General features: G+C 64.8%; 18 protein-coding genes. 15 read left to right on the forward strand and 3 right to left on the reverse strand.

Annotation, left to right across the window (positions count from 1 at the left end):
* Positions 1-45 precede the first annotated feature (45 nt).
* Positions 46-1,635, forward strand: coding sequence for an AMP-binding protein (locus tag CH281_RS01460; protein WP_094692648.1), 1,590 nt, complete (start codon positions 46-48; stop codon positions 1,633-1,635).
* Positions 1,636-1,811: 176 nt separating this feature from the next.
* Here CH281_RS01460 and CH281_RS01465 read toward each other — a convergent pair whose 3' ends face one another.
* Together CH281_RS01465 and CH281_RS01470 are read right to left on the reverse strand one after the other, a co-directional pair.
* A complete protein-coding gene (locus CH281_RS01465) occupies positions 1,812-2,777 on the reverse strand; it encodes a glucosyl-3-phosphoglycerate synthase (RefSeq protein WP_094692650.1) in 966 nt (321 codons plus the stop codon).
* Positions 2,778-2,813: 36 nt separating this feature from the next.
* The gene (locus tag CH281_RS01470; protein ID WP_027498369.1) at positions 2,814-3,836 is read right to left on the reverse strand and encodes an alpha/beta hydrolase; all 1,023 of its coding nucleotides are present in this window, start codon (positions 3,834-3,836) and stop codon (positions 2,814-2,816) included.
* A gap of 260 nt (positions 3,837-4,096) precedes the next feature.
* Between CH281_RS01470 and CH281_RS01475 the strand changes: the two genes are divergently transcribed.
* The 11 genes from CH281_RS01475 (at position 4,097) to CH281_RS01525 (ending at position 16,548) form a co-directional block, all read left to right on the forward strand.
* Complete coding sequence (locus CH281_RS01475; RefSeq protein ID WP_094692652.1) at positions 4,097-5,551, forward strand: condensation domain-containing protein; 1,455 nt, start codon at positions 4,097-4,099, stop codon at positions 5,549-5,551.
* Positions 5,548-6,990 carry an MFS transporter gene (locus tag CH281_RS01480; protein WP_051365275.1) on the forward strand — a complete coding sequence of 481 codons (1,443 nt, stop codon included), beginning with the start codon at positions 5,548-5,550 and terminating at the stop codon, positions 6,988-6,990. The genes CH281_RS01475 and CH281_RS01480 overlap by 4 nt, the downstream gene beginning before the upstream one ends.
* A 91-nt stretch (positions 6,991-7,081) precedes the next feature.
* On the forward strand, positions 7,082-8,290 hold the full coding sequence (locus CH281_RS01485) for a lipase family protein (protein WP_027498368.1): 1,209 nt from the start codon (positions 7,082-7,084) through the stop codon (positions 8,288-8,290).
* The gene (locus tag CH281_RS01490; RefSeq protein WP_094692654.1) at positions 8,287-10,038 is read left to right on the forward strand and encodes a CocE/NonD family hydrolase; all 1,752 of its coding nucleotides are present in this window, start codon (positions 8,287-8,289) and stop codon (positions 10,036-10,038) included. Before CH281_RS01485 ends, CH281_RS01490 begins: the two co-directional genes overlap by 4 nt.
* Before the next feature lie 34 nt (positions 10,039-10,072).
* Entirely contained in the window at positions 10,073-11,272 is a 1,200-nt protein-coding gene (locus CH281_RS01495; RefSeq protein ID WP_371828524.1) for a lipase family protein, read from the forward strand.
* A gap of 158 nt (positions 11,273-11,430) precedes the next feature.
* A complete protein-coding gene (locus CH281_RS01500) occupies positions 11,431-11,970 on the forward strand; it encodes a DUF3558 domain-containing protein (protein WP_094692656.1) in 540 nt (179 codons plus the stop codon).
* A gap of 21 nt (positions 11,971-11,991) precedes the next feature.
* The gene (locus CH281_RS01505) at positions 11,992-12,393 is read left to right on the forward strand and encodes a hypothetical protein (protein WP_094692658.1); all 402 of its coding nucleotides are present in this window, start codon (positions 11,992-11,994) and stop codon (positions 12,391-12,393) included.
* 227 nt (positions 12,394-12,620) lie between these two features.
* Positions 12,621-13,784, forward strand: coding sequence for a low temperature requirement protein A (locus tag CH281_RS01510; protein WP_051365418.1), 1,164 nt, complete (start codon positions 12,621-12,623; stop codon positions 13,782-13,784).
* 12 nt (positions 13,785-13,796) lie between these two features.
* Positions 13,797-14,552, forward strand: coding sequence for a phosphoglyceromutase (locus CH281_RS01515; RefSeq protein WP_032365206.1), 756 nt, complete (start codon positions 13,797-13,799; stop codon positions 14,550-14,552).
* 137 nt (positions 14,553-14,689) lie between these two features.
* Positions 14,690-15,862, forward strand: coding sequence for a sensor histidine kinase (locus CH281_RS01520; protein WP_027498362.1), 1,173 nt, complete (start codon positions 14,690-14,692; stop codon positions 15,860-15,862).
* Positions 15,859-16,548, forward strand: a complete 690-nt coding sequence (locus CH281_RS01525; protein ID WP_027498361.1) for a response regulator transcription factor — start codon at positions 15,859-15,861, stop codon at positions 16,546-16,548. The genes CH281_RS01520 and CH281_RS01525 overlap by 4 nt, the downstream gene beginning before the upstream one ends.
* Before the next feature lie 69 nt (positions 16,549-16,617).
* Here CH281_RS01525 and CH281_RS01530 read toward each other — a convergent pair whose 3' ends face one another.
* On the reverse strand, positions 16,618-17,415 hold the full coding sequence (locus CH281_RS01530) for a hypothetical protein (RefSeq protein ID WP_032365207.1): 798 nt from the start codon (positions 17,413-17,415) through the stop codon (positions 16,618-16,620).
* Positions 17,416-17,448: 33 nt separating this feature from the next.
* Here CH281_RS01530 and CH281_RS01535 point away from each other — a divergent pair, with 33 nt between their 5' ends.
* The 3 genes from CH281_RS01535 to CH281_RS01545 are packed head-to-tail and all read left to right on the forward strand — an operon-like array spanning position 17,449 to position 20,468.
* Positions 17,449-18,402: a Ppx/GppA phosphatase family protein gene (locus CH281_RS01535; RefSeq protein WP_032365208.1), complete on the forward strand. Its 954-nt coding sequence runs from the start codon at positions 17,449-17,451 to the stop codon at positions 18,400-18,402.
* Positions 18,399-19,613 carry a hypothetical protein gene (locus CH281_RS01540; protein WP_094692660.1) on the forward strand — a complete coding sequence of 405 codons (1,215 nt, stop codon included), beginning with the start codon at positions 18,399-18,401 and terminating at the stop codon, positions 19,611-19,613. Before CH281_RS01535 ends, CH281_RS01540 begins: the two co-directional genes overlap by 4 nt.
* A gap of 12 nt (positions 19,614-19,625) precedes the next feature.
* A complete protein-coding gene (locus CH281_RS01545) occupies positions 19,626-20,468 on the forward strand; it encodes a sugar phosphate isomerase/epimerase family protein (RefSeq protein WP_094692662.1) in 843 nt (280 codons plus the stop codon).
* Positions 20,469-20,474 lie beyond the last annotated feature (6 nt).

The raw sequence follows: 20,474 nt of genomic DNA on the forward strand, positions 1-20,474 counted from the left end.
CTGTAAGGTTCGATCATTGTTGCCGCAGTTTTTCGAAGGAGAGCCATGAGCTTCCGCAGTCCCTTTCCCGACGTCGAGATCCCGAATCTGAGCGTCTACGACTTCCTGTTCGGGTCCATCGCCGAGTCCGATCTGGACAAGCCTGCGCTCATCGACGGCACGTCGGGTGACGTCACCACCTACAAGAGCCTGATCGGCCAGGTCGACGCGATCGCCGGGGCGCTCGCTGCCCGTGGGCTCGAGGTCGGCGACGTCGTCGGACTGCATTCGCCGAACGTCCCCGCATTCGCATCGGTGCTGCACGGCATTCTGCGTGCCGGCGGAACTGCGACGACGATCAACGCGCTGTACACCGCCGAGGACATCGCCAAGCAGCTCACCGGCTCGGGCGCGAAGTTCCTGTTCACTGTCTCCCCGCTGTACCCGCAGGCCAAGGCCGCCGCGGACAAGGTGGGTATCGACGCCGATCACGTCATCGTGCTCGACGGCGCCGAGGGCCACCCGAGTCTGCGGGACCTGCTCACCCAGGGCGCGCCTGCTCCCGAGGTCTCGTTCGATCCGGCGACGCACGTTGCCGTGCTGCCGTACTCGTCCGGCACGACGGGTGTGCCCAAGGGCGTCATCCTCACGCACCGCAACCTCGTCGCCAACGTGGCCCAGATGGAACCGCGCGTGGGCATCGACAGCAACGACGCGATCCTGGCGCTGCTGCCGTTCTTCCACATCTACGGCCTGACGGTGCTGCTCAACATCGCCCTCAAGCTGCGCGCGCACCTGGTGACGATGCCGAAGTTCGACCTCGTCGAGTTCCTGCGCATCATCCAGGACCAGAAGCTGACCTACCTGTTCATCGCCCCGCCGGTGGCCGTCGCGCTCGCCAAGCACCCGATGATCGATCAGTACGACCTCTCCAGCGTGCACACCATCTTCTCCGGCGCGGCCCCGTTGGACGAGGAGCTCGGCAAGGCCGTCGCCAAGCGCCTGAACACGCGGGTGCGTCAGGGCTACGGCATGAGCGAGCTCAGCCCGGTCAGCCACGCCATCCCGTTCGATCGCGACGACATGCCGCTCAGCTCGGTGGGCCAGCCACTGGCCAACACCGAGAACAAGCTCGTCGACCCGGGCACGCTCGAGGAAATCGACCTGCCCACAGAGGGATTGAGCAAGCCGGGCGAGCTGTGGGTCAAGGGACCGAACGTGATGGCGGGATACCTGAACAATCCCTCCGCCACCGCGGAGACCCTCGACTCCGACGGTTACCTGCACACCGGCGACATCGCCGTCGCCGACCACGAGGGCGTCGTCTACATCGTCGACCGCCTCAAGGAACTGATCAAGTACAAGGGCTACCAGGTGCCCCCGGCGGAGCTCGAGGCGCTGCTGCTCACGCACGAGGAAATCGCCGACGCGGCCGTCATCGGTGTTCTCGACGACGAGGGCGAGGAAATCCCCAAGGCGTTCGTCGTCCGCCAGCAGGGTGCCACGATCGACGAAGAGGGCATCATCGCGTTCGTCGCCGAGCGCGTCTCCCCACACAAGAAGGTTCGACGCGTCGAGTTCATCGACATCGTGCCGAAGTCTGCGGCCGGCAAGATTCTTCGTAAGGATCTGCGGGCCGCGGAGGCTGGAAAGTAAAACTCCGTTCCACGACAACACCCCGTCTCACACTCAGTGGGGCGGGGTGTTGTGTTGTGGCGCAGACGTTTCGATAGTGCACACCCATTTTTTCGACCGCGCGACCCTCCTCGGGCGCAGACATGGGCGCTCAGTCGGTAGCAGGGGTGTGAGGTTGTCGTGGAACCGCGCTCGAATCAGCCGGGTGCACTCATCGCCGGGCATCGGGTGAGGCTGTTGTATTCGTCCAGGGTGGTCAGTGGGGGACGGTCGACGAGAGACAACGGTGCCACGCTCATCGAGAGCTGAGTTCCGGTGGTGGAGAACGTGGTGAACCCAGCTCCGGAATCGCTCAGGCCCAGGCGCGAGAACATCGTGGCGATGATCTGCCGACTCATGACAGCCAACTCCGACGTCGGCCGATTTCGATGCCGTCGGGTTCCCAGTCCGACCTGGCCGATCGCGCCGATACCCAACCGGTCGCACGTATCGAGCAGTACACCGATCTCGACTCCGTAGCCGGGGGCGAACGGAAGTGCCTCCAGGAGGCGACGAGTCGCGGCGTATTCCCCGCCCAACGGTTGGAAGACGCCGGCGAGTTCGGGCCGAAGCGCCGTCAGCAGAGGACGTACCGTCAGCTGCGTGACGCGGCCGCCGCCGTCCTCGTCGGTGGTGTCACCGATCGTCAGCGGTCGACGGTAGAAGCCTTTGACCAACTCGACGTCGTCGGACATGACCAGTGGACCGACGAGGGAGGGAACGAAGTGCGAACCGGGATCGACCAGATCGGAGTCGACGAACACCACGAGGTCGCCCGAGGTGGCGGCCACTCCACGCCACAGCGCTTCACCCTTGCCGCGAACCACGGGTGTGCCGGGTAGTGCGTCCTCCCTGGAGACGACGGTGGCACCGGCGCAGCGGGCCCGCGCCGCGGTGCGGTCGGTCGATCCCGAATCCAGCACCACCAGCTCGTCGATCAGGCTGCCCAGATGGGGAGTCATCGAGGCGATGACGCCGGCGACGGTGTCTTCCTCGTCGAGAGCGGGCAGTACGACCGAGACGGTCCGGCCACGTTTGGCCCGGATGATGTCTGCCAGCGGCCACGGTGAGCGGGCCCAGGTGGCAGCCAGAGCCGGAGTGCCCGCAACGTCGGTTCGGTTCATCGCTTTTCCTTCGTCATCGCTCGAGGAGTGCACGGCTCAGGACGGGCCGGTCGGCAGCCCCAACGACGGTGCGATCACCGACCACGAATCGTGCAGATCCTGTTGCCAGTAGGCCCAGGAATGGGTCCCGTTGGGTCGGAAGTTGTAGGTGGCCTCGATGTTCAACTCCTGCAACCGTTTCTGCATCTGTTGCGAGCACACATCGGTCGTCGCTTCGATCACTGCGCCGACGGCGAGTTGTTGGGCGAGCTTGCCGTAATCGCTGCCGATACCGGGGCCGCCCGGCACGTCGAACGCACCGGGCGCTCCCGTTCCGGACGAGATGTAGACGGCCATGCCGCGCAGCCCCTCGGCATTGACGTAGGGGTCGTTGGCAATCCAGTCGGCGCTGCCCTGTGGTCCCCACATGTTGGCGGTCGACCCACCGCCGCGGGCCTCGACGACGGACCTGACGTACATGGCACCCACCGGGTCGCTGGTGCGTGCGCATCCACTGAACGCGGCGACGGATCGATACACCGAGGGATGGGCGATGGCCAACTGCAGAACGGACGTGCCTGCCATCGATATACCGGCGACCGCATTGGCCCCGTTGCCGTCGAGCAGAGCATCCATCACCGGAGGAAGTTCGCGACCGAGAAAGGTGGACCACATGTTTCGGCCCAGTACCGGATCGTCGTGCAACCAGTCGGTGTAATAGCTCGCAGCGCCGCCCCGCGGAACCACCACGTTGACGTTCTTGTCTCCGAAGAAGCCGGCGATGTCGGTCTGATCGAACCAGCTGCTTCCCCCGTCACCGCCCGCCGCTCCGTTAAGTAGATAGAGCGTGGGTGAACCGGGCTGCGCCGACCGAAATACGTCGAGCTGGATATCGCGGTCCATGGCTGCCGAATGCACCCATACGATGTCTCGTCGGTCGGCAACTCCCTCGACGCCGACCACCGACGAGACGGTGTCGGCGGAAGCCGACCCCGCCGTAGTCGATAGGAGAACGACGACGGTAGCGAGCACACTCAGCGCCGACAAGGTCGCCTGACCGAGGCGAAATCGACTGGGCATCAACGGTTCCTGACATTGTGGGAGCCACGCACGACTAACCTCCGGCGAGCGCGATGTGCCTTTGGACGGTAATGCGAATCACTGGTGCCGACAACAATGTTGACGATCCTTCAGTTCTGACACAGATATCCCGCGAATCGTTGTCAATTTTCCAAAATGCTCGTCGACGGGGTTTCTCGGCCTCTGCCCGGGTGATGCACTGGCCCCTCCGACGCACCTCGCCGCGTCGAATCGCTCTGTCTCCTTCGAAAGGTTGTGTCGTGGTCGCATTCGGACTCATCGACGAGTGGAAGCCCGCTCCAGGACCGCTCACCACGTGGTCACCCACCGTCGCCTCACGAGCTGCTGCCGCGGCTGCGCCCGTTCACCCGGCACCGCCCTCGCACATCCAGCAGGCGTATCTCGAAGCCGCCTACCGCAACCGGGGATCGTCGTTCCGATTCTCCCGGCTGTGCCTGGTGACGTTCAAGATCGAAGGCACGCTGGACCGCACCGCGATGGGACGAGCATTCAACACGTTCGTCACCCGACACGATTCGTTCCGTAGCTGGTTCTCGACGACGGCCGAGGGTTCGACGCGCCACCTCGTCGACGTCGCCGACATCGCGCTCGAAGCGACCGATTTCGGAACGCCTGCGGACTCCGAGGCCATTCGGCGTCACGTGCAGGACAGCACGCCCGGTCCCGAGAGCTGGGACTGCTTCTCGTTCGGAACGATCGAACACGACGATCACTTCGTGGTGTACGCGGCGGTCGATCACCTCGACACCGACGGCATCTCGCAGGCCCTGACCTACTACGACCTGCGCCAGCTCTATCGCAACGCGGTGACGGGGGAGTCCGACGGCCTGTTCACCCCGGGCAGCTACCTCGAGTACTGCCAGCGCGAACGCCTCGAGAGCGACGCGACAACTCTCGAGAGCCCTGCGGTTCGGACCTGGATCGACTTGGTCACCGACAACGGGGGCGATCTGCCGACGTTCCCACTTCCGTTGGGACGCAGCAGCATCGACTACACGCGGACCTCGCACAGCTCGTTCCCGTTGTTCGACGGTGCCACCGCGCAGGCAGTCGACGAGGCGTGTGCAGCCGTGGGAGTCAAGTTCATCGGCGGAATCTTCGCCGCCGCAGCGCTGGCGGAGTACGAGCTCGCCGGCCGGGGCAGCTACCTCGGTCTGACGCCCAAGAGCACGCGGGCGACCCCCGGCGAATTCGCGTCGATCGGGTGGTATTCGAGCCTGATTCCGGTGCAATTCGACCTCGGTGAGCAGCCGACGTTCCGTACCCTCGCAGTGCTCGCACAGGCAGCATTCGACTCCGGAAAGTTGCTGGCGAACACCTCGTACCACCGGGTGCTCGAGCTGGCCTTGCCGGAACACGGAATCACGACGCAGCCGGGATGGACCGCGCCGATGATCTCGTACGTCGACGTTCGCAAGTTGCCGGGCGAAGCCGAATTGGATGCGGCGGGAGCGGGTCTGTACGGCAACCGCGGCAGTTCCGAGGAAGTCTTCATGTGGATCAACCGCTTCGAGGACCACACCGGCGTCGAGTTCCTGTACCCGGGCACCGACGAGGCCGATCGTTCGATCGACCTGTACTTCTCCAAGATCTCCGAAATCTACGCCGCCGTGGTCGACAAGGGCGACTACATCCCAGAGCCACCCGAGGCTCACGTGTTGGCCCACGAGCTTCCGGACGTCAGCAGGGTATGACGCTCCCTCGCCGCGGGTCGTGGCTGACGCTGGGTGCCTGCCTGCTGGCCGTCACGATGCAGATGATCGACGTCACCGCCGTCACCGTGGCGTTGCCGACGATCGCGCGTGACCTCGACGCGTCGGGCACCCAGCAGGTCTGGATCCCGACGGCATATCTGCTCGCCTTCGCCTGCGCGCTGCTCACGATGGCGCGCGCAGGTGAGGTGTTCGGGCGCAGAACGGTATTCGTCACCGGCACTGCACTGTTCGCCGTGACGTCGGTGCTCTGCGCCTACGCGCCCACCGTCGAACTGCTCGTCCTCGCCCGCGTGCTGCAGGGGCTCGCGGGAGCGGCGATGTCGGCGCAGACGGTGGCGATCGTGACAGCGGCCTACTCCGGCACGCGGCGCACCACCGCGTTCGCGCTGTACGGTGGCACCGCGGGGCTGGCCGGACTCGCCGGGCCGTCCATCGGCGCAGCGCTGCTGCACCTCGATATCCTCGGAACCGGTTGGCGGGCACTGTTTCTGATCAACGTCCCGATCGCGGCAGCGGCGATCGTTCTCGGCCGCAGGTTCGTGGCATCGGGTACCGAGCAGGTCCCGGCCGGACACGGCGGGCGGTTCGACCCGGTCGGTGCCGTCCTATGGTCGATCGGGGCCCTGCTGATCGTCTGTCCCGTCATGATCAGCTCGAGTGTCGCCGCAGCGTTGCCCGCGGTTGCGCTCGGTCTGACGACACTGGCCGGGTTCGCGATGTGGGAGCGTCGTCGACGTGCTGCAGGAGCACACGTCATGGTGAACATCGGCGTCTTCGGTGAGCGAGGATTCTCCGTGGGATGCGCCGTATCGGCTCTCGTGTACGGGACCTTCACCGGGTTCGTTCTGACGATGTCGGTGACACTGCAATCCGGATTGGGTGAGAGCGCGTCGACGGTGGGAGCGATCACTGTTCCCTTCGCGCTCGGGGCGGTGCTCGCTTCCGTGGCCGCGCCGATCTCGTTCCACCACTGGGATTCTCGCGTCGTTGCGGCCGGCGCGGCCGCTATGGGACTGGCTCTGCTCGTTCTCGGCGTCACCACAGAATACCTGGACCGTGCCGGCTTTCCCTGGTGGGCGGTCGTGCCGCTCGGGGTACTCGGCGCGGGTCTCGGGTCGGTGATCGCGCCGTTGCAGAGCACCATCGTCGCGGGGGTGGCCCCGCACGCCATCGGCTCGGCCTCGGGAATTCTGCCGACCGTCCAACAAGTGGGATCGGCTGTGGGAACCGCGGTGACCGGGGCCCTGTACTTCGGTCTGCTTCCTGCGGAGCCGGTTGCCGCGGACTATCTGGCGTCTCAGCGGACGGTGTTGTTCGGGCTGGCCGCGACCATGGTGGTGGCCACCGCAGTCGCGGCCGCGCTGCCCCGCGGCGTCATCGAACGCAGCTCGTCGATGGTTTCCCAGGGTGTGCCGTGAATATTTCTAAGTGATTGTCCCGCAACAGTATCCGTCAATATCTCACCCGGACCAGGAGTTCGGGCCGATCGAAATCGAGAAGAGTTACACCATGCTTCGCACCCTCGTGACCTCGACACTCGTCGTCGGGCTGATGTCGCTGTTGTTCGTAGCTGCTCCCCATGCGTCGGCCGCGCCCGGTGATCCGGCCCCGGTACCCGGCACGTTGTATGCGGCGGCTGCGGACCTGAACGGGAAGAACAACGGCGATGTCGTTGCCAGTCGGCGGTTTTCGAGCCCCCTGTATCCCGGTGCCGACATCTGGCAGCTCCAGTACCGGTCGTCCGATTCCCGAGGCGACGCCATCGCCGCAGTGACAACCGTTCTGGCACCGACGAACCGCGCACCCGGTGGGCCTCTACTGTCGTATCAGCCGTTCGTCAATGCGCTCGGATTGCAGTGCGCACCGTCGGAGTCCCTGTTCGGTGCCGACCCGACGACCGGTGTGCAGGAACGTGAATTTCTCAACCTCGCGCTGATGCGTGGATGGACCGTGGCGGTACCGGACCACCTCGGGCCCAAAAGTGCCTACGGCGCAGCCAAGTTGGGCGGACAGATCACGCTCGACGGCGTCCGCGCCGCACAGCGCGTGCCGGAACTCGGTTTGGCAGCGAGCCCGGTAGGTATGGCCGGTTACTCCGGCGGCGGTATGGCGACGGCGTGGGCCGCGGCGCTCGCTCCCAGCTATGCACCCGAGCTGAACATCGTGGGCGCCGCAGCCGGAGGTGTGCCTGCGGATCTGGACAACATCGCTCGCGCGTTGGGTTTTCAGCCCCATCAGGCATTCGGTCTCGCGTTCGCGGCCGCCCTCGGACTCGAACGCGAATACCCGGATCGCCTGCCGATCACCGCGCAGCTCAATCCCACCGGTCTGGCGTTGAAGGATCAGGTGTCGAATGCGTGCACGCCGGTGATCCTTGCGACCGGAGCCTTCAAGAGTGCGCTGGCGGTCTCGACCACTACGTCGTTGGTGGACAGCCCCGAGGCGCAGCAGATCATCGACGAGAACAGTCTGGTCAAGTACGCCGGTGTGCCGACGGCACCCACGCTTCTGTGGGGAAGCGACAACGATCCGCTCATTCCGATCGGTGCGTTGCGTGACACTGCTGCTCGGTACTGCGCGAGTGGTGCCACCTTGCAGTTCGACGTCGTCCATGCACCGCAGCACATCCAGGCGGCGTTCGAGGGTCTTCCCGCGGCACTGACATTCCTGGACAACAGGTTTCGGGGTGTCGCGCCGCCGACGAACTGCATCCGATGAGAAGACTGGCAGCCGTCATCGCTGCTGTGACGACGACTCTGGTCGCGGCTTCCGCGCCCGGATATGCAGCGGAGCTTCCGGTCCTGGCACCGCAGACGCTCGGCGACTTCTCGGTGCAGACTCGGTACTTCGACGTCGCAGTGGGGCCCGAACACGACCAGCACTGCACCGTCGTCGGGGATGTGTACGTTCCTGTCGGGCTAGGACCGGACCATCGAGCCCCAGCCATTCTGACCAGCAACGGTTTCGGCGGATCCAAGGACGACCAGGCCGGTGCCGCTGCCAGATTCGCCACTCACGGCTACGTGGTTCTGACGTACTCGGCTCTGGGTTTCGGCGGCTCGACGTGCAAGATCTACTTCGCCGATCCCGATTACGACGGCATGGCCGCATCGGCTCTGATCGGCTATCTCGCCGGTGAGAGCGGCGGGGTGTTCACCGATCCCGCACGGACGGTTGCCGCCCCGGCACTCGACGTGGTTCGGCTCGACGCTCCGGGTGACCCGCGCGTCGGCTACCTCGGCGGTTCCTATGCCGGCGCAACGGGATTGGCGACGGCGTCGGTCGATCGACGATTGGACACCGTCGCGTCGATGATCACCTGGAACGATCTGGCGCGGTCGTTGGCACCGGACGGGGCCGGCCGCAGATCCGTCGGGCCGGTCAAGAGCGTGTTCGGTTCGGCATTTCTGGCCGCCGGTGCCGTTCTGACCGGACCGGGCGGATACGCCGTGGATCCGGCACGGGCACAGGGGTGCCCGAACTACGCCCAGTGGGTGTGCGACGCCGCGTCCGCCTTCACGGCCAATCGCGAACCCGACCCGGGAACTCTGGCGGCGATGCGTCATGTCTCACCGGTGGACTATCTCGATCGAGTCGATGTGCCGGTGTTGCTCACGCAGGGGCAGAAAGATTCGCTGTTCAGTCTCGACGAGGCCGCAGCTACATTCGAGGCCCTGCGGGCGCGGGGAGTGGAAACGTCCATGGTCTGGCACTCGTGGGGACACAACGATCGCAAGGGTTATCCGGGTGAGTTCGACATCAAGGCCCCCGACCCGTTCACTCAGCACGAAGCGGCACTGGTGGGCAATTGGCTCGACCGACACCTCAAGGATCGTGACGTCGACCCAGGACCGGCTTTCACCTACTTCCGGGACTGGGTGCCCTACACCGGCGTCGCGTCGCCGGCCTACGTCGAATCCGAGACATTTCCCGTCGGTGCTCGCCGCACGTTCCGTTTGTCGAATGAATCACTGGCGGAGGGGGATTCGTCGAACGAAGTGTGGACGCAGACGATTCGGGGTGCAGGTGCGTCGATGCCCACCACGCTCGGACTGCCGAATCTCGCGGCCGAGTTGCCCGTGCCGCGGGTCTCGCTACCCGGCTCTGCCGCGAACTGGACGACGCCGCCACTGACCGAACCCATCGACGTCGTCGGCGCACCGGAACTGTCGATCGGTCCCACGGTGTCCGGTCCCGCGACCGTCTTCGTCACCGTGCTCGACGTAGCACCCGACGGTGCGCGAAGCCCGATTCACGGACTCCTTGCACCCGCCGTACTCACCGGATCCGGTGAACCGGTGACCATCTCGCTGCCCAGCATCGTCCATCGATTCGACCGCGGTCATCGCGTCGCCGTCGAGATCACCGCGACGGATCCGTCCTTCGCAGGTGGGCCGGGCCCAGCGGACGTCACCGTGTCCTCGACGGATCCGATCAACCAGTTCTCTCTTCCCGTAGTCCCGTGATCTTCGACTTTGCTCACCCGAAAGGCTCGCTGTGATCCGAAAATTCTTTACCCTGGGGTCCATCCTGGTGGCGCTCTGCGCGTCCCTGTTCGCAGTGGGCACAACAGCTTCGGCGGCTCCCGCGCCGACGGCCCCGGATCCGGACGTCTTCTACGCGGCACCGGCCGACATCGCCGATCACGCGCCAGGTGACATCCTGGCCAGCCGACGGGCCGACGCCTGGATGTACCCCAACACCGACATCTGGCAACTCAAGTATCGGTCCACCAACTCCGCAGGTGCACCCGTCGCCGCGGTGACGACCGTGCTGATGCCGCGAGGCAAAGGCGCGGGAACCCCACTGGTGTCCTATCAAGCCGTCATCAATGCTCTGGGCGTCAAATGTGCACCGTCGCATGGTCTTTTCACGTACGAGATCGGTGAAGCGCCGAGCCTGTACGTCGGTATGGTCGCCCGCGGGTGGGCGGTTGCGGTGCCGGATTACCTCGGCCCGACCGGAGCCTACGGAGCCGCGGAGTACGAAGGTCGTTTGACGCTCGACGGTGTGCGGGCCGTGCAGAACTTCGAGCAGTTGCCGCTGAAGGACAGTCCCGTTGCTTTGCTGGGTTACTCGGGAGGTGCACTGGCGACCTCGTGGGCCGGTGCCATGGCACCCACCTACGCGCCGGAGCTGAACATCGTGGCCAGCGTGCACGGTGGAACCCCGGCCGACCTGGGATTGATCGCACAGAACCTGGGTTACAGCGCGATTCCGCACCCCGCCTTCGGAATGGCACTCGCGGCATCACTGGGACTCGAACGTGAATACCCGACCGAATTCCCCGTCTCGGAGAACCTGAATGCAGCGGGCCTGGCCCTGCGAGATCGCGTGAGCAACGAATGCAGGCGCCCCATCATCATCGGCGGAGCGTTCAAGAGCGCAAGAGATCTGTCGAACGTCGACATCGCGTCCCTGCCCTCTGCGCAGGCGGTACTGAAGAAGAACAGTCTCGTCGACTACGACGGCGTCCCCACGGCCCCGGTGTACATCTGGCACGGCATCAACGACTTCATCACCCCCTACGCGCCGGTGAAGGAGACGGTCGACCGCTACTGCGCAGCCGGGGCAACCGTGCAGTTCCGGGCGTATCCACTCGCCGAGCACTTCAGCGGATCGATCGTCGGACTGCCCGAGGCCTACGCGTACGTGGACGCACGATTCCGAGGAGAGCCGGCACCGTCGAACTGCGGCTGATGTCCGCTCGGTAGTGACCTCACACCGCATTTGTCGACTGCGCGCCCTTGCTCCTCAGAGAGTGGGGGCGCGCAGTCGGTAGTAAGTGTGTGAGGTTGCCGGGGAACCGAGTCGGGGCTCGCCGCGTCCAACCAGTTGTGAGAGCAACAGGGCGCTGGGTGACGGGTGTGGTCGGACTGATGATGCTGGTCGCCGGATGTGGTGAGTCGACGCCGAGTGCACCGAATGCTGCGTTGCCGACGTCGACCAGCGTTGCGCCGATCGCCACCGAGCCCTGGGATCCATGCACCATCCCGGACAATGCCGTCGAGGCCGCGGGATTGGATGTGGAAAGTAAGGAACCGGCCCTCCGTGGAGGAAACTCCGCGACATCCGAGTGGAAGGTGTGCAGTTGGAAGAACCCTGACCCCGGATCTTGGTTCTACGTCGGGGTGTTCTCTTCATTTCACGATCTCGGGTATTTGAAGCAGAACGAACGCTTTCAGGAATTCGGCGACGAGGTCGACGGTGGAGTGGAGTTCCGGAGGGCCGGCCAGGCGGTCGAGGTCAATTGTGGCATTGCGAATGAGGTCGACGGAGGAATCGTGTACTTCATTCTTGACGGACGCGGTTCTCGGGCCCCGCTGGGCGACCCGTGCATCGAACTCGACCGAGTCGCCAACGCGCTTCACGAGTTTCTGCCACCCCGCACGAACTAGACCGAATTCAGGAGATTCACTGTGGCTACTGGCTCCGACCACCTGTGGAATGCCGTGGAGAGGTGGCGTGAGCTGTCCGATCAGGCGGAGGCAGGAGTCCTTGAAATACCCGACGAAGTCGCGTCTCGTTGCGACACGGTGTGCGCAAGTTACTTGGACCACCTGGATGACATGTTGACCAAGACCGCTTATCTCGTCGATCTCGACGCATTCGGCACGCTTCCTTCAGCTCGACAGCTGGGTCGCAAATTCAAGCGACTGGCCGATGGTGAGGAACGGTCGGCGGCTGTTGCGATCAGGCAACACATCGAGGTCATCGAATTGATGCGCTCGGTGTTTCGGCGCTATTTCGTCGACACCGAAGAGGTAGATCGGAGCGTGGGCACTCGGGTCGGCGAGATCGGGGCGGCGCTGGGGGAGTAGTCCCGCGACCTCACACCCTTTCTCCGGACCTCTCACCCCCGCTATGCGCGCAACCCCGGCGCGCGGTCGCCCAAAAGGGTGGGAGGTTCCGTGCATTGCCAACGCCATACCGTCGACCTGCCCGAAATGTCCGTAAAGGCAACTACGGCAACGCAATCACGACAACATTCGCGAATCGGATGCCTTACTCTGCCTTCGTGAATCTTTCCACGGCCCGGCTGGTACAGATGCGTCCGCGCGATCCGAACGAACCGCATCGCGCGGCGAGTCCACTCGAATTGTTCTTCGACCTCGTGTTCGTCGTGGCCGTCAGTATCGCGGCGGTGCAACTCCATCACGCGCTCACCGAGAACCATGTCGCCGACGGCCTGCTCAGTTACGCGCTTGTGTTCTTCGCGATCTGGTGGGCGTGGATGAACTTCACGTGGTTCGCCACCTCCTTCGATACCGACGACTGGCTCTATCGAACGCTGACCGTCGTACAGATGGCCGGCGTGCTGGTGCTCGCCGCCGGAGTCGAATCAGCGTTCGTGGACAAGGACTTTGCGGTCGTCGTGCTCGGCTACGTCGTGATGCGCGTGGCGATGGTGACGCAATGGGTTCGAGCGTCTCGGACCGGTGACTACAAGAAGACCGCACTGACATACGCGACAGGCATTGCGGGCGTTCAAGTTCTGTGGATTCTCTGGCTGGTGCTGTTCGACGGCACAGCCGCCGTCGTCTTGTTCTTCGTGTTGGCAGCCGCGGAAATGGCGGTTCCACTGATCGCCGAACGCAGCGGGTCGACGCCATGGCACCCGCATCACATCACCGAACGCTACGGGCTGTTCACGCTGATACTGCTCGGCGAGAGTCTGCTCGCATCGGCCAACGCCATCATCGAAGCGCTGCACGACGAGACGGCGCTGGCACCCTTGATCTCGATTTCCGTCCTCACCCTCGTCGTCACCGCGAGTCTGTGGTGGATCTACTTCTGGCCGCCGCATCACCGGGCCATCGGAAAGTTCGGCAACTCGCTGATCTACGGCTACACGCACTACTTCATCTTCGCCGCGGCGGGCGCGTTCTCGGCCGGCATCGAGGTCGAGATCGATGTGCTCACCGAACACAGCAAGCTCGGGGACGTCGCCGCGTCGTTCACCGTCACGGTGCCGATTGCGATATTCGTCCTCGGCGTCTGGCTGATCGCCATCCGCGCCCACGCGGATCGCGTCGTCAACATCGCGGTTCCGGTCGGTGCCGTGCTCGTCTTGTTCGACCCGATCATTCCCATCCCGATCACCCTCACCGCGGTCGTCATGATCGTCGTCGTCGGCGTGCTCGTCGCACGCGGGCCACGACCCCCAGCGTTAGGTCGTTCCGCAGGCTCCACTCCCCAGCGTCCCGCATGAGAAACTGACCACATGAGTATCGGAACCCTGATTCTGCTTCGTCACGGCGAGAGCGAATGGAACGCGTCCAACCAGTTCACCGGCTGGGTCGACGTGCGACTGACCGAGAAGGGCGAGGCCGAGGGCAAGCGCGCCGGCCAGCTCCTCGCCGAGGCGGGCGTACTGCCCGACCTGCTGTACACCTCGCTGCTGCGCCGCGCGATCAGCACCGCGAACCTCGCGCTCGACGCGGCCGAGCGGCATTGGATCCCCGTCGTGCGCGATTGGCGTCTGAACGAGCGGCACTACGGCGCACTGCAGGGCTTGAACAAGGCCGAGACCAAGGACAAGTACGGCAACGAGCAGTTCATGCTGTGGCGTCGTAGCTACGACACCCCGCCACCCGCCATCGAGGTCGGCAGCGAATTCAGCCAGGATGCCGATCCCCGCTACGCCGACCTGGACAGCGTTCCGCTGACCGAATGCCTCGCCGACGTCGTCGAACGGCTCATCCCGTACTTCGAGGAGACGATCGTCGCCGATCTGAAGGCCGGCAAGAATGTGCTCGTCGCCGCACACGGCAACTCGCTGCGTGCACTCGTGAAGTACCTCGACGAGATCTCCGACGCGGACATCGCCGAATTGAACATCCCCACCGGCATCCCACTGCAGTACGACCTCACCGAGGTCGACGGCAAGCTGAAGCCGACCAATCCGGGTGGCACCTACCTGGATCCGGAAGCAGCGGCTGCGGGTGCGGCTGCCGTGGCAAACCAGGGCGGTAAGTAACTCCGCCACGCACAAACCGGCAGTTTGTCGAAACTGCAGGTGAACGAACGAAGAACACTGCCGACGAGGGCTATGACGACCAGGGAAATGCCTGCACCCTGCGTATGTGAGCCGTCCATCGAACGTACGATTCCGGTGTGAGTGTTGCATCGGCCGTACTACTGGCAATTGCCGCGGCCTTCGTGGGATACCTCGTCGGCGGTGTTCTGATCCCGTACCTCAACACTCGACACTCGGAGCGCCGCCGCGCCACCTCCGGACTGACGATGTCGCAGGTACTGGACCTCATCGTGCTGGCGTCGGAGAGCGGTATCGCCGTCGTCGATCAATTTCACGACGTCGTGTTGTCGAATCCTCGGGCCGAGGAGCTCGGCCTGGTGCGTAACCGTTCCATCGACGAGCGGGCGTGGGCCGCGGCGACGAAAGTGCTGTCCGACGGCAATCCCGTCGAAGTCGATCTCAGTGCCAAGGCCCCCCGGCCCGGCCGCGACAAGATCGCCGTACGGTGCGTCGCGAGACTTCTCAGCAAAGAGGACCGACGGTTCGTCGTTCTCTTCGCCGACGACGATTCCGAGCAGGTACGGATGGAGGCCACGCGTCGCGACTTCGTGGCCAACGTCAGTCACGAACTCAAGACACCGGTCGGTGCGATGAGCCTGCTGGCCGAGGCGCTGCTCGAATCCGCCGACGATCCCGATTCCGTCCGGCACTTCGGCGGCAAGGTCGTCGCCGAATCCAAACGGCTGGGGAACATGGTGACCGAGCTGATCGCGCTGTCGCGTCTGCAGGGGGCCGAGAAACTGCCCGACCTGGAAGTGGTGGACGTGGACACCGTCGTCAACGAGGCGATGGACCGGTCCAAACTCGCTGCCGAGAACGCGGGCATCTCCGTCACCACCGACCACCCGAGCGGGCTCGAAGTACTCGGCGACCAGGCGCTACTGGTGACGGCGCTCGCAAATCTCATCCAGAACGCGATCGCGTACTCCTCCGACGGTTCACCCGTTTCGGTCAGTAGGGCACTGCGCGGCTCGAATGTCGCGTTCGCCGTCACCGACCGCGGAATCGGTATCGCCAAGGCGGACCAGGAACGCGTCTTCGAGAGATTCTTCCGCGTCGACAAAGCTCGGTCGCGGGCCACCGGCGGCACAGGCCTGGGCCTTGCCATCGCCAAACACGTCGCAGCCAACCACAACGGCAGCATCTCGCTGTGGAGCAAGCTGGGCACCGGATCCACCTTCACCCTCCAGATCCCCGCGTACTTCGAAGAAGAAGACGACGCCGCGGTTACAGAAAGAGAGAATCAGTGACCAACGTTCTGATCGTGGAAGACGAAGAGTCGTTGGCCGATCCACTGGCCTTCCTGCTCCGCAAAGAGGGGTTCGAGGCCACCGTCGTCGGCGACGGACCGTCGGCTCTGGCCGAATTCGATCGTGCCGGCGCGGACATCGTGCTGCTCGACCTGATGCTTCCCGGAATGAGCGGCACCGACGTGTGCAAGCAATTGCGTTCGCGCTCAGGCGTTCCCGTGATCATGGTGACCGCGCGTGACAGTGAGATCGACAAGGTCGTCGGGCTCGAACTCGGTGCCGACGACTACGTCACCAAGCCGTACTCGGCCCGCGAACTGATCGCTCGTATCCGCGCCGTACTGCGCCGCGGCAGTGACGCCGAGGTCGACGGCGGCACCGACACCGGAGTGCTCGAAGCCGGGCCGGTGCGGATGGACGTCGAACGCCACGTGGTGATGGTCGGATCCGATCAGATCACGTTGCCGCTCAAGGAGTTCGACCTGCTCGAATACCTGCTGCGCAACTCCGGCCGGGTCCTGACCAGGGGCCAGTTGATCGACCGAGTCTGGGGTGCGGACTACGTGGGCGACACGAAGACTCTCGACGTGCACGTCAAACGACTGCGGTCGAAAATCGAGACCGACCCGGCCAAGCCGGAGCATCTCGTCACCGTGCGCGGTCTGGGTTACAAGCTCGAGGGGTAGAGCCTGCGGCATGTGAGTGGAAACGCGTAGTGGGCTACGAGTTTCCACTCACGTGCGGCGCCAGCCGCACTATCGGCGCTGGGCCTCACGAGTAGCCGGATGTACGGCAATCAGACCGAGGCCACGACGACGCTTGCACAGGGACGCCAACTCCTCGTACGCGGCTTTGCCGAGCAGCTCGGTCAATTCCGGCTTGTACGACTCGAACACCTGCTTGGCTCCGACGTGCGCGTCGGGTGAGCCGGAGCAGTACCAGTGCAGATCGAGTCCGCCTTCGCCCCAACCGCGTCGGTCGTACTCGCCGATGGTGGTCTTGAGAATCTCGGAGCCGTCGGGACGCGTCACCCAATCCTGGGTGCGCCTGATGGGCAACTGCCAACACACGTCGGGCTTGACCTCGAGCGGCTCGATGCCTTTGCGCAGCGCCATCGAATGCAATGCGCACCCGATGCCACCCTCGAACCCGGGTCGGTTCTGGAAGATGCACGCACCCTTGTACCGCCGCGTGCGCAGAGATTGCTCGTCGTCGAGATCGTCGTATTCGACGTATCCCTTCTTGCCCAGACCCTTGTCCATCAGCTGCCAGTCCTGCGGCGTGAGCAACTTCACCGACTCATCGAGCTTGCGTTTGTCGTCCTCGTCGGACAGGAACGCGCCGTGCGAACAGCATCCGTCGTCGGGGCGACCCTCGACGGTGCCCTGGCAGGCGGGGGTACCGAACACGCAGGTCCAGTTGGACAACAGCCACGTCAGATCGGCGGCAATGACATGTTCGGAGTTGTCGGGGTCGGGAAACTCGACCCATTCTCGCGGGAAATCCAACTCGACCTCTGCAGCGAACGACTGCTGCTCACGACCTGCTGTCACAAACGACGACGGTAGACCCAGTACCGTGGGGTTGTGCGATTAGGGGTGCTCGACGTCGGTAGCAACACGGTGCATCTGCTCGTAGTGGACGCACACCGTGGCGCACACCCGACGCCGATGAGCTCGAGCAAGGCGACGTTGCGCCTGTCGGAGAACACCGACGCGTTCGGCAACATCACTCCTGCAGGTGCCGATCGGCTCGTCGACGAGGTGCGTGAGTTCGCCGCCATCGCCGCCCGGTCGGGTTGCAGTGAACTGATGGCGTTCGCCACCTCTGCGGTGCGCGACGCCTACAACTCCGACGACGTTCTCGCGCGTGTTCTCGCCGAGACCGGAGTGGCCCTGGAAACCCTGTCGGGCGTGGACGAGGCCAGATTGACGTTCCTGGCCGTGCGCCGCTGGTACGGCTGGAGCGCCGGGCGCATCCTCGGACTCGACATCGGCGGCGGATCGCTGGAACTGACCAGCGGCAGCGACGAGAATCCCGACGTGGCGTTCTCCCTGCAGCTCGGTGCCGGCCGCCTCACTCGGGACTGGCTCGACGAGGATCCTCCGGGAAAGCGTCGTATCGCCGTGCTTCGTGACTGGTTGGATGCCGAACTCGCGACACCGGCCAAGGAACTGTTGGCTGCGGGCGATGCAGACCGCGCGGTGGGAACGTCGAAGACATTTCGTTCGTTGGCTCGCTTGACCGGTGCTGCGCCTTCCGCAGCCGGTCCGCGAGTGACGAGAACGCTGACGGCGAGCGGTCTGAGGCAACTCATCGCGTTCATATCGCGGATGACGGCCGCCGACCGTGCAGAATTGGAAGGCATCAGTGCCGACAGGTCACCACAACTGGTGGCCGGGGCGCTGGTAGCGGAGGCGAGCATGCGGGCACTGTCGGTGGAATCACTCGAGATCTGTCCGTGGGCGCTGAGGGAAGGTTTGATTTTGAGGAAGCTGGACACCGAAGCCGACGGCGATCTGGTGGGGAGTTCGAGATGAGCGACGCCAACCCGGAAGACACCGGGCAGATCTCGGTCGCCGAGCTGTTGGCCAGAAACGGCCAGAAGACCAACCTGACGGCAGGAGGGCGACGCCGGCGAGGCGTCAAGGGCGGCATCTCCGTGGCCGAACTGACCGGGGAGATTCCCGTCGTTCGTGACGAACCCGGCGACCGCAGCGCACCCGTCGTCGACGAGCCGCAGGACGAAGCTCCCGATACCGCTGCGAACGAGCCCACGAGCAGTGCATCCGACGGCAACACGACCACGTCGTCCAAGCCGCAACCGGCCCGGCCCCAGAGCACCCGCCCGACCCCGTACCAACCGGCAGGCAAGCGCGACAAGCAGCAGCCCGAACCGGAACTGCTGTCGGGCTCCACGACCGTCGCCGGAGACCTGCTCAATCGATCGCACGACGACACCGCGCGCGGGTTGCGGCCCGCTGCTCCTGCCGCGCAGGGATCGGAGCGACGCCCGTACGGGGCGACTCAGGCCGAGCAGGGACGGGCCCGTCGATCGGCGGGATTCCAGCCGCCGCGTTCGACCGAATCCGCCGAACCCAAGACCGACGTCACCTCGCGTGCGCCGCTCGTGGAGAGCCCACATGCCGCTCTCGTCGAGGTGGACGACCTGGCGAAGACCGCGGTCACCCCGCGCATCACGCGCGGCATCGAGGTCGACGACGAGAAGACCGCTGACAAGAAGATCGCTGACGAGAAGACCAATGATGAATCGGCCGACGAGGCCGGCACTCAGGTCATACCCGAGGTAGTCGACCTCACGAAGCCGACCACCGACGACGACCCTGCCGACCCGAAGACCGCCGACACCCCGAGTACCGGCTCGCGTGCCGATCGACGCAAGTCGGCGAGTAAGGACAAGGCGAGCAAGGACAAGGCGAGCAAGGACACGGGAAGCAAGGACAAGTCCCCGGTCAAGGGCAAGGGCGGCGCGGTTCGGCAGTGGCTGGTGCTCATCGGGCAGGCCGTTGTGTCGATCGTCGTCGGTGCGCTGCTGTTCAAGGGCTTCGAGCAGCTGTGGGACGTGCTGCCATGGGTGGCGCTCGTGCTGTCGGTGCTGGTCATCGTCGGTCTCGTCGCGGTGGTGAGGATTCTCCGGCGTACCGATGATCTGGTCTCGATCGTCATTGCCATAGCCGTCGGTGTGTTCGTCACACTCGGTCCGTTGGCCTTCCAGCTCAGTACCGGCTGAGTTTCGACAACGATGGCGGCGAAGCGAATCAAAGTCGGATTGTCCACGGCCTCGGTGTATCCGCAGAACACCGAGGCGGCGTTTCGCTATGCCGCCGATCTGGGTTACGACGGCGTCGAACTGATGGTGTGGGCCGAATCGATCAGTCAGAACGTCGATGCGGTGGCTGCGCTGTCACGTGAGTACTCGATGCCGGTACAGGCCATCCATGCGCCGTGTCTGCTGATCTCACAGCGGGTGTGGGGATCGGATCCGATCGTCAAACTGGCCCGGTCGGTCGAAGTGGCCGAGAAGCTCGGTTCGGCGACCGTCGTCGTGCATCCGCCGTTCCGCTGGCAGCGCAAGTACAGCGATGGATTCGCCGATCAGGTGGCGGAACTGGAATCGAACTCCCACGTCGTGGTCGCAGTGGAGAACATGTTCCCGATGCGTGCCGACAGATTCTTCGGGCGCAAGGAGAAATCCGCCCAACGGCTGGAACGACGCGGAGGCCCGGGAGCGGCGCTGTCGGCGTTCTCGCCGTCGTACGACCCGACCGACGTCGGTCACGGCCACTACACACTCGACCTCTCACACACCGCGACCGCGGGCTCCGATGCACTCGAGATGCTCGACCGGATGGGCGACGGGATAGCGCACCTGCATCTGGCCGACGGCCGCGGCGCGTCCGTGGACGAGCACCTGATCCCGGGGCACGGCAGCCAGCCCTGCGCCCAGGTCTGCACCGAACTGGTGCGGCGTGGATTCGACGGTCAAGCCGTCATCGAGATCAACACTCAGAATGCGCGCACGGTGCCCGAGCGTTCGTCGATGCTGGACCAGGCGCTGCAGTTCGCCCGCGCACACCTGTCCTGACTGCCG

It is taken from the genome of Rhodococcus sp. 06-221-2 (genome assembly GCF_002258365.1).
GTDB lineage: Bacteria > Actinomycetota > Actinomycetes > Mycobacteriales > Mycobacteriaceae > Rhodococcoides > Rhodococcoides fascians.

Excerpts from the sequence above, each read along its gene's own strand:
- CH281_RS01460 (WP_094692648.1), top strand. The coding sequence starts at position 46 with ATGAGCTTCCGCAGTCCCTTTCCCGACGTCGAGATCCCGAATCTGAGC.
- CH281_RS01465 (WP_094692650.1), bottom strand. The coding sequence starts at position 2,777 with ATGAACCGAACCGACGTTGCGGGCACTCCGGCTCTGGCTGCCACCTGG.
- CH281_RS01470 (WP_027498369.1), bottom strand. The coding sequence starts at position 3,836 with ATGCCCAGTCGATTTCGCCTCGGTCAGGCGACCTTGTCGGCGCTGAGT.
- CH281_RS01480 (WP_051365275.1), top strand. The coding sequence starts at position 5,548 with ATGACGCTCCCTCGCCGCGGGTCGTGGCTGACGCTGGGTGCCTGCCTG.
- CH281_RS01485 (WP_027498368.1), top strand. The coding sequence starts at position 7,082 with ATGCTTCGCACCCTCGTGACCTCGACACTCGTCGTCGGGCTGATGTCG.
- CH281_RS01490 (WP_094692654.1), top strand. The coding sequence starts at position 8,287 with ATGAGAAGACTGGCAGCCGTCATCGCTGCTGTGACGACGACTCTGGTC.
- CH281_RS01510 (WP_051365418.1), top strand. The coding sequence starts at position 12,621 with ATGCGTCCGCGCGATCCGAACGAACCGCATCGCGCGGCGAGTCCACTC.
- CH281_RS01515 (WP_032365206.1), top strand. The coding sequence starts at position 13,797 with ATGAGTATCGGAACCCTGATTCTGCTTCGTCACGGCGAGAGCGAATGG.
- CH281_RS01540 (WP_094692660.1), top strand. The coding sequence starts at position 18,399 with ATGAGCGACGCCAACCCGGAAGACACCGGGCAGATCTCGGTCGCCGAG.
- CH281_RS01545 (WP_094692662.1), top strand. The coding sequence starts at position 19,626 with ATGGCGGCGAAGCGAATCAAAGTCGGATTGTCCACGGCCTCGGTGTAT.